This is a genomic window from Kitasatospora sp. NPDC094019 (genome assembly GCF_044764505.1).
GTDB lineage: Bacteria > Actinomycetota > Actinomycetes > Streptomycetales > Streptomycetaceae > Kitasatospora.
The window spans coordinates 1-8869 of sequence record NZ_JBIWIF010000008.1 but is presented as its reverse complement, the minus strand read 5'-3'; the positions used below and the strand labels follow the sequence as shown (position 1 = coordinate 8869).

At 76.2% G+C, this 8869-nt stretch carries 4 protein-coding genes; 2 read left to right on the top strand and 2 right to left on the bottom strand.

The features are described from left to right. Positions 1 to 117 precede the first annotated feature (117 nt). Together ACIQ9P_RS19360 and ACIQ9P_RS19355 are read right to left on the bottom strand one after the other, a co-directional pair. A complete protein-coding gene (locus tag ACIQ9P_RS19360; RefSeq protein ID WP_402357070.1) occupies positions 118 to 4758 on the bottom strand; it encodes an amino acid adenylation domain-containing protein in 4641 nt (1546 codons plus the stop codon). A gap of 92 nt (positions 4759 to 4850) precedes the next feature. Next, positions 4851 to 5117, bottom strand: coding sequence for an MbtH family protein (locus ACIQ9P_RS19355; RefSeq protein WP_402357988.1), 267 nt, complete (start codon positions 5115 to 5117; stop codon positions 4851 to 4853). 303 nt (positions 5118 to 5420) lie between these two features. On the opposite strand from ACIQ9P_RS19355, the gene ACIQ9P_RS19350 reads away from it, so the two are divergent. Then, the gene (locus ACIQ9P_RS19350) at positions 5421 to 6176 is read left to right on the top strand and encodes an ABC transporter ATP-binding protein (protein ID WP_402357067.1); all 756 of its coding nucleotides are present in this window, start codon (positions 5421 to 5423) and stop codon (positions 6174 to 6176) included. Beyond that, positions 6170 to 8731 (top strand): FtsX-like permease family protein, encoded by a 2562-nt coding sequence (locus ACIQ9P_RS19345; RefSeq protein WP_402357064.1) that lies wholly within the window; start codon positions 6170 to 6172, stop codon positions 8729 to 8731. The genes ACIQ9P_RS19350 and ACIQ9P_RS19345 overlap by 7 nt, the downstream gene beginning before the upstream one ends. Positions 8732 to 8869: the final 138 nt, after the last annotated feature.

The window sequence follows — 8869 nt, the reverse complement described above, 5'->3', positions numbered from 1 at the left end:
TGCTACTGCTCCCTTTGTTCTTGCCGGTTGTCGGTCGGCGCTTGCCGCGTGTCGTTCGCTGTCGGTGCGAGGTGCGAGGTGGGGGTGGGGGTGGGGGTGCCGGGGGTGCGGCGGGGCCTACGGGACGAGTTCGGGGTCGCCCAGCTCGGCGTCGTCCAGCTGCTCGATCTCGGCCCGGATCAGCTCCTCGACCGCCTCCGCCAGCCGGCTCACCGTCGGGTGGCCGAAGACGGTCGCGATCGAGAGGTCGACGTCGAACTCGTCCTGGAGCCGGGAGGTCATCCGGATCGCGAGGATCGAGTGCCCGCCGAGCTCGAAGAAGCTGTCGTGGACGCCGACCGAGGGCAGGCCCAGCAGCTCGGCCCAGACCTCGGCGATCCGCTCCTCGGTGGGCGTGCCCGGCGCGTCCCGGTCACCGGCGGCCTGCTCGACTGCGGGCAGCGCCCGGCGGTCGACCTTGCCGTTGGCGGTGAGCGGGATCCGGTCCACCTTCGCGACGGCCGCGGGCACCATGTACTCGGGCAGCAGCGCGGCGAGGTCGGCCCGCAGCGTGTCGGCGGCGAACTCCCCGCCCTCCGGGACCACGTACGCGGCCAGCGACTTCTCGCCGGTCGCGCTCTCCCGGACCAGGACGACGGCGTCGCGCACGGCCGGGTTCGCGGTCAGCACCGCCTCGATCTCGCCGAGCTCGATCCGGTAGCCGCGCAGCTTGACCTGCGTGTCGATCCGGCCGAGGAACTCGATCGCGCCGCCGGCCAGGACCCGGGCCAGGTCGCCGGTGCGGTAGAGCCGGGAGCCGGCCGGACCGTAGGGGTCCGGGACGAAGCGCTCGGCGGTGAGGTCGGGGCGGCCGTGGTAACCCCGGGCCAGCCCCGCGCCGCCGACGTGCAGTTCACCGGCGACGCCGACCGGGGCGGGCCGGCCGGCCCCGTCCAGCACGTACGCCGTGGTGTTGGGCAGCGGACCGCCGAGCGGCACGGTGCCCTCCTGCGGCCGGTCGACCGGGTGGACCGTGGAGCCGATCGAGGCTTCGGTGGGCCCGTACTCGTTGATCAGCCGGCCGGGGCCGAGCGCCGCCAGCCAGTGGTTGGCGGTGCGCGCGGGCAGCGCCTCGCCGGCCACCAGCACCAGGTCCGCCAGCGCGGCCGCCCGCTCGCCGGTCAGCTGGTCGGTGAGCAGCTCCAGGTGGCCGGGGGTGAGCTTGACGAAGCTGTACGGCGCGCCGGCCGCGAGGGTCTCGCCGAGGCGGCCCAGGTCGAGGTCGGCGGGCAGCACGTGCACCGGGCGGCCGGTGATCAGCGGCGCGTACAGGTTGGTGGCGGGCAGGTCGAAGGCCAGCGAGGAGAACAGCGGCGCGCCGCCGGGGCCCCGGACCAGGTCGCGGGCGGCCCAGCGCAGGTGGTTGGCGAGGCCGCGGTGGTGCACCGTGACGCCCTTGGGGCGGCCGGTGGAGCCCGAGGTGTAGATGAGGTACGCCGGGTGCTCCGGGTCGGTGGCGCGGGCGGGCGCGGTGACCGGGCGGGCGGCGATCGCCTCCCGGTCCGCGTCCAGCAGGATCCGGATGCCCGCGAACCCGCCGGTGGTGGCGGTCAGCGCGGTCTCGGTGACCAGCAGCGGCGCCCCGCAGTCGGCGAGCACGTGGCGCAGCCGTTCGGCGGGCAGCGCCGGGTCGAGCGGCAGGTAGGCGGCGCCGGCCTTCCAGATCGCCAGCAGGGCGGGCACCAGGTCGGGCCCGCGCTCCAGGCAGAGGCCGACGACGGTCTCCGGTCCGGCCCCGGCGGCGGCCAGGTGGTGGGCGAGGCGGTTGGCCCGCTCGTCCAGCTCCCGGTAGGTCAGGGTGGCGCCGTCGGTGACCACGGCCGGGGCGTCCGGCGTGGCGGCGGCCTGCGCCTCGATCAGGTCGAGGGTGGTGCCGGCCGGCCAGTCGGCCCGCTCACCGGTGCCCCAGTCGCCGAGCAGCAGCGCCCGCTCGGGGGCGGAGAGCAGTTCGGCGGCGCCGAGGGCGGTGGCCGGGGCGGCGGTGAAGGTCTCCAGCAGCCGCAGGAACTGCTCGGCCAGCCGCTCGACGGTGCCGTGCTCGAACAGCGCGGCGGCGTACTCGAAGACGCCGCTCCAGGTGCCGTCGGCCTCGCTGCGGACGTACAGGGTGAGGTCGGTCTTGGCGACCCGGCGGGCCGGGTGCAGGTAGTCGAGGTCGGCCCGGTCGGGCATGCCGCCGATCAGCCGGCCGTCGTGGAGGTTGAAGGCGACCTGGTAGAGCGGGGTGCGGGAGAGGTCGCGCTCCGGGTTCAGCTCGTCGACGATGTGCTCGAAGGACAGCTCCTGGTGCGCGAAGGCGTCCAGGCAGGTGGCCCGCAGCCGGTCCAGCGCCTCGGTGAACGGCAGGCCGCCGTCGAGCGGGCAGCGCAGCACCAGCGAGTTGAGGAAGAAGCCGACGGTCCGCTCGACCTCGGGCCGGCCGCGCCCGGCCACGGGCGTGCCGACGACCACGTCCCACTGGCCGCTGTGGCGGGCGAGCAGGGTGCCGAAGGCGGTGAGCAGGGTCATGAACGGGGTGGCCTCGCGGCTCTGCCCCAGCCGGGTGACCGCGTCCATGAGCCGCGGCGGGATGCCGAAGGCCACCACGCCGCCGCGCGGGTCGCGCCGGGCCGGACGGGGGTGGTCGGTGGGCAGCTCCAGCGGGACCAGGCCGTCCAGGACGCCGCGCCAGTGGTCGAGTTCACCGGCCAGCCGCTCCTTGGAGTGCCATTGCCGCTCCCAGGACGCGAAGTCGGCGTACTGGACCGGGGGCTCGGGCAGGTGCGGGGCGGTACCGGCCCGGTGGGCGGCGCACAGGGTGCGGAACTCGTCCTCCAGCACGGCGACCGACCAGCCGTCGCAGGCGATGTGGTGGATCGTCACCAGCAGCAGCCGCTCGTCCCCGGTCTCCGGGGTGGCGGCCAGGGTGGCCCGCCAGATCCGGCCGGAGGCCAGGTCGAAGGGGGTCTCGAACTGCTCCCGGAACAGCTCCACGACCCGCTCGCGGCTGCCCTCGACGGTGCGCAGGTCGATCGGCAGGGTCTCGCCGACCTCCTGGACCGGCTCGCCGTCGACGGTGCGGTAGCGGGTGCGCAGGACCTCGTGGCGGTCGGCGAGGGTGTCGAGCACCAGCCGGACGGTGTCGGCGTCCAGATCGGCGGGCACCCGCAGGAAGAACGGGGCGGCCCACTCGGGGCTGGGCTCCATGGTGTCGAGCAGCCAGATCCGGCGCTGGCCGGAGGAGAGCGGCAGCGGGCGGTCGCGGGGCACCGGCACGACGCCGGGGACGGCCTGCGCCCCGGTGGCCCCGGCCGTCGGCGCGCTCTCCTCGACGGTCAGCAGGGCGGCCTGCTCGCGGACGGTGACGGCGGTGAACAGGTCGGCCAGCACGACGGCCGTGCCGGTGGCGGCGTGCAGACGGCGGGCCAGCTCGGTCAGCAGCAGCGAGTAACCGCCGAGCTGGAAGAAGTTGTCCTCCGCGCCGACCTCGGCGACCTCCAGCAGCTCCGACCAGACCCCGGCGACGGCGCGCTCGGCGGCGGTGGCCGGTGCCGCGTACACGGGGCGGGCGAAGGCGGCCGGGACGGGCGCGGGCGCGGCGGCGGCCTCGTCGAGCTGCTCCAGGGTGCCGTCGTTGCGCCAGCGGACCGGGGTGCCGGTGGCGTGCATCCGGCTGCCGGGGGCGCCGAAGAAGGCGGGCCGCAGGCGGTCGGCGGTGGTTCGCGGGTCGCCGGCCCAGCCGCGCGGCAGGCCGAGGCCGGCCACGTGCAGCTCGCCGGGGACGCCGGGCGGGACGGGGTCGCCGTACTCGTCGACGACCAGCACCCGGACCTGGTCGACCGGGCGGCCGAGGACGGGGGCGGCGCTGTCGCGGGTGGCGCTGTCCCGGGTGGCGCTCTCCCCGGTGGGGTCGACGTCGTCGGCGGTGACGATCAGCGCGGCGGACTCCAGGACGTGCAGGGTGCGCACCTCCTCGGCCCGGGCGGCCAGCGCGCGGCCGGCGGCCGGCGGCAGGGCGGCGCCGAGGGAGAGCACCAGCCGGAGGGCGGTGTCCGCCGCCGGGGAACCGGCGGCCTCGGCGTAGGCGGCCCCGGCCAGGGCGGCGGCGGGGGCGACGAGCACGGTGGCCCGCTGCCCGGCGGCGGCGTCCAGCAGCCCGGCCGGGTGCGGCGCCGGGGCGGGCAGGACGGCGGTCGCGTCGGCGGTGAGCGCGGCGAACAGCGCCCAGGTGGCCGCACCGGCGGGACCGGTGACGAGGACCCGGTCGGTGGCGTCGAGGCCGTGGTCCTCGGCCAGCCAGCCGACCTGGTTGACGACGGTGGCGTGGTCGAGCACGGCCGCGGGGGCGCCGTCCGCGCCGGGGGCGATCCAGGCGGCGGCCGTCGGTTCGACGTCCACGGGTGCGGCGATCGCGGCCGCGCGCAGCGCCTCGGCGAGAGTGCTCCCGGCGGCCGCGTCGCCCTCCCGGCCGTCCGTCAGGACCAGATCGGCGACGGCCCCGGCCGCGCCGTCCCGCCCGTCGGCGTCCAGCGGCAGCACGGCGGCACCGGCCCGCCACACGCCGAGGACGGCGGCGACCAGGTCGGCGCCGGCCGGAAGGCGGACTCCGACCACCGATTCCGGACCGATTCCGGAACCGGCCAGGAATCCGGCGATCCGGTCGGCCCGCTCGTCGATGTCGCGACGGCCGACCTCGTGGTGGCCGTCGAATACGGCGACCGAGTCGGGAACCCGTTCCACCGAGTTCGCGAAAAGGTGATGCACAAAGGACTGCCGTGCCACGAGAGCTCCTCGCTCGGTCACTAAGGGGCGGATCAGCTGCTGCGCCGGGCTCAGCCGGCGACGGTCCCGGCCGCGGCGGTCCCGGCGGCGACGCTCGCGGCCGTGGTCCCGGCCGCGGCGGCCTCGGCCATCCGCAGGCGCAGGCTCAGCGGGCGCATGTCGGTCCACACCTCGCCGATCCGGGCCAGGCACTCCTCCTTGCTGCCGGCGAAGCCCTCCCCGCGCCAGCCCGCCGGGAGCGCCCGGTCGGCCCACCAGATCGAGTACTGCTCCTCGTCGTTGAGGACGACGAGGTAGGTCTGCGTGTCAACGTTCAGCTCGGCCACAGCCGGGTCCCCGATCACTTGAGGCTGGTGTCGCACGAGGCGGTCGGCCCGCACACGTGCCCTTGATACGGAGTGAGTCTGGGGACGCCCGCTATAGGTGCTCTATACGTCCCCGGGGCAGGCTCGGCACCGGCCGGACGGCATTCCGTCGGGGGCCTTCCGGACGCCTTCCCAGGCTTCCCGGACGGGCGCCGACTGCTGTTTTCCGCAGCCCCGGGGTGTAGTGCGCTGCACCCCGGAAACAGAACTCCGCTTCATTGCCCACCCCCTGGGCCGGAAGGTGTACTTGCTGCCATGACCGCCACAGCCCGCGGCTCGGAATTCGCCGTCGAACTCCGCTCCGTTTCCAAGACCTACCGCTCCGGCCCCGAGCCCGTCGTCGGCCTCGACGGGGTGAGCCTCGGCTTCCCGTTCGGCACCTTCACCGCCGTCATGGGCCCGTCCGGCTCCGGCAAGTCCACCCTGCTGCGCGCCGCGGCCGGCCTGGAGGGCATCGACGGCGGCCAGGTGCTGGTCGACGGCACCGAGCTGGGCGGCCTCAAGGACAAGGAGCTGACCCTGCTCCGCCGGGAGCGGATCGGCTTCGTCTTCCAGTCCTTCAACCTGCTCCCCTCCCTCACCGCCGCGCAGAACGTCGCGCTCCCGCCGAAGCTGGCCGGCCGCCGCCCCGGCAAGGCCGAGGTGCTGGCCGCACTGGGCTCGGTCGGCCTGGCCGAGCGGGCCGGCCACCGCCCCGGCGAGCTGTCCGGCGGCCAGCAGCAGCGGGTCGCCATCGCCCGCGCCCTGATCAGCCGGCCCGCCGTCGTCCTGGCCGACGAACCGACCGGCGCGCTGGACACCAGGAGCGGGCGCGAGGTGCTCGCCCTGCTCCGCGGCCTGGCCGACGACGCCGGGCGCGCCGTCGTCATGGTCACCCACGACCCGGTCGCCGCCTCGTACGCGGACCGCGTGGTCTTCCTGACCGACGGCCGGCTCGCGGGCTCCCTGGAGCAGCCGACGGCCGAGCGCGTCGCCGCCCGGATGACGAGCCTGGAGGCCCTGGCGTGCTGAGCGTCGCCCTGTCCACCCTCCGGGTCCGCTGGACGTCCTTCGTCGGCACCTTCGTCGCGCTCTGCCTCGGCGTCGGCCTGATGGCCACGGCGATGCTGGTCATCGGCGCCACCGCCGGGGTCGCCGACCTCGCGCAGCAGCGCTGGTCCGGCGCGCCCGCCGTCGTCGTCCCGGACACCGGCATCGACCTCGCCGACAGCGAGGGGCAGGTCCAGAGCACCCCGGTGGCCCGGCAGCCGGGCCTGACCCCGGAGCTGGTGGCCGCGGTCGCCCGCACCGGCCGGGTGATCGAGGACCACACCTTCTACGCCCAGCTGGCCGGCGGCCCGGCCGACCAGGTCGGGCGCGGCTGGTCGGCCGCCGAGGCCGGCGGCCAGCTGCTGACCGCGGGCGCCGCCCCCGCCGGGGCCGGGCAGGTCGTGGTCGGCGGCGGGGAGGCCGGACTGATCGGCCGCACCCTGCCGCTGCTGACGGCCGACGGGCCGCGCGAGGTCACCGTCACCGGCGTCACCGGCGCGGTGCCGTTCGAGCACGCGGTGTTCTTCACCGACGCCGAGGCCGCCCGGATCTCCCCGGAGGTCGACGCGCTGGCCGCCTACGGGCCGGCCGACGCCGTGCGCCGGGCGGTCGCCGAGGCGGGCCGGGGTCCCGGGCGGGCCGCCGTCCTCACCGGCAAGGAGCGGGCCACCGCGGACCCGCACCACGCCTTCCTGCTCAGCCAGATGGACAACGTGGACACGCCGCTCGGCCTGGCCGCCGGGGTGGCCGGCTTCGTCGCCGTGTTCGTGGTCGCCGGCACCTTCGCCCTGTCCGTCGCCCAGCGGCGCCGCGAGCTCGCCCTGCTCCGGCTGATCGGCTCCACCCGCCGCCAGCTGCGCCGGCTCATCTACGCGGAGGCCGTGCTGGTGGGCGTGCTCGCCTCGGCGGCGGGCTGCGGGCTGGGCCTGGTCGGCGCCCCGCTGTGCCGGGAGTGGCTGGTCTCCCGGGGCATCGTCAGCTCCGACTTCACCGTGCCGGTGGCCGGCTGGGCGCTCGTCGCGGCGGCCTCGGTCGGGCTGCTCACCGCCCTCGTCGGCGTGGTCGTCTCCTCCGTCCGGGCCGGACTGATCAGCCCCGGCGAGGCGCTGCGCGAGGCCGCCGTCGAGCGCAGCCCCAAGGGGGCGAACCGCTTCCGCTGGGTGGTCGGCGGGCTGGCCCTCGCGGTGGGCGTGGTGGCCGTCAGCGGCACCGCGACCATGCAGCCGGAGGCCGGGTCCAACGCGGCCGCCTCCGCCTCGCTGGTCCTGGTGATCGTCGGCGCCTTCGTCACCCTGGCCGGCGTGCTCGCCGGGCCGGTGATCCGCCTGCTGACCGGCCTGCCCGCGCGGTTCTCCCGCACGGCGAACGACTCGGTGGACGGCGCGGACGACGTCGGCGGCGCCGTCTGGTCCACCGCCCGCCAGGGTGCCCTGACCGCCTTCCGCCGCACGGCCGCGACGACCACCCCCGTGGTCATCGTGGTCAGCCTGGCCGGCTGCCTGCTCGGCACCATCGGGACGATCAACGCGGCCCAGGTCAGCGCCGTCGGGCGGCAGCTCTCCCGGACCGACTGGGTGATCTCCCCGGCCGGGACCCCGGGCCTCGCCCGGCCCGTGGTCGACCAGGTCCGGGCCGTCCCCGGCATCACCGCCGTGGCCTCCACCCCGACCACCGTCTACGCGGAGGAGCAGGGGCCGAGCGCCCTCGCCCTCCAGGCGGCGGCGGTCGACGCGGCCGGTCTCGACGCGGTCGCCGAACTCCCGGTCGTCAGCGGCTCCGCGGCCGACCTCCGGCCCGGCTCGATCATCGTCAACACCGTCTGGCCCGGGAACCCACGCGCGGGTGACGAGGTCAGCACCTGGCTCGCCGACGGGACGCGGAAGCGCCTCAAGGTCGCGGCCGTCCTCCAGGCGGGCGCGGACAGCACCCAGGCGTACCTGGACACCTCCGACGCCGGCGCCGGAGCCGCCCTGCCGTCCCGCATCATCGTCAAACTCGCCCCCGGCGCCGACCGCGCGGCCACGTCCCGCGCCCTGCACGCCGCCGTCGTCGGCCTCGGCGCCCGGATCAGCACCCCCGACGAGGTCTCGGCCGCGGCGACCGACGCCAACCAGGAGAGCTCCAAGAACGGCATGCTGATGATCCTCGGCCTGTCGGTGCTCTACGCCCTGGTGGCGCTGGCCAACACCCTGGTGATGACGCTGGGCGACCGTCGCCGCGAACTGGCGATGCTGCGCCTGGCGGGCGCCACCCGGGGCCAGGTCCTGCGAGCAGTCGCGACCGAGACCCTGCTCTGCGTCGGCGCCGGTGCCCTGGTGGGCGCGGTCGCCTCGGCCATCAGCATCGGCGGCTCCTGGGCGGCTCTGCGGCAGCTGGTCGGCCCGACGCCCGCGGTGGTCCCGTGGGCCACCCTCGGCGAACTCCTCGCCACCTGCGCCGCCATCGGCCTCGCGGCCGCCGTGGTCCCGGCCGCGTTGGCGCTCCGCGGTGGTGACGGCCGCAGCATCCTCGCCGGCGTCGCGGGCGAGGCCGGCTGAGGCAGCGGAGGACGCGGAACGGCCGGGAGTGGGAAGTCGAGGCGGTGACTCTGCTGGCGAAGTCGTTCGGGGTGGGTGTGGGACAGTAAGTGCCTGTTGGTTGTGGTGGGTTGGCTGTCTGTGGGGGTGGGTTGTGCT

What these genes read in the sequence shown, in the direction of transcription:
- ACIQ9P_RS19350 (WP_402357067.1), top strand. Translation starts at nt 5,421, where the DNA reads ATGACCGCCACAGCCCGCGGCTCGGAATTCGCCGTCGAACTCCGCTCC.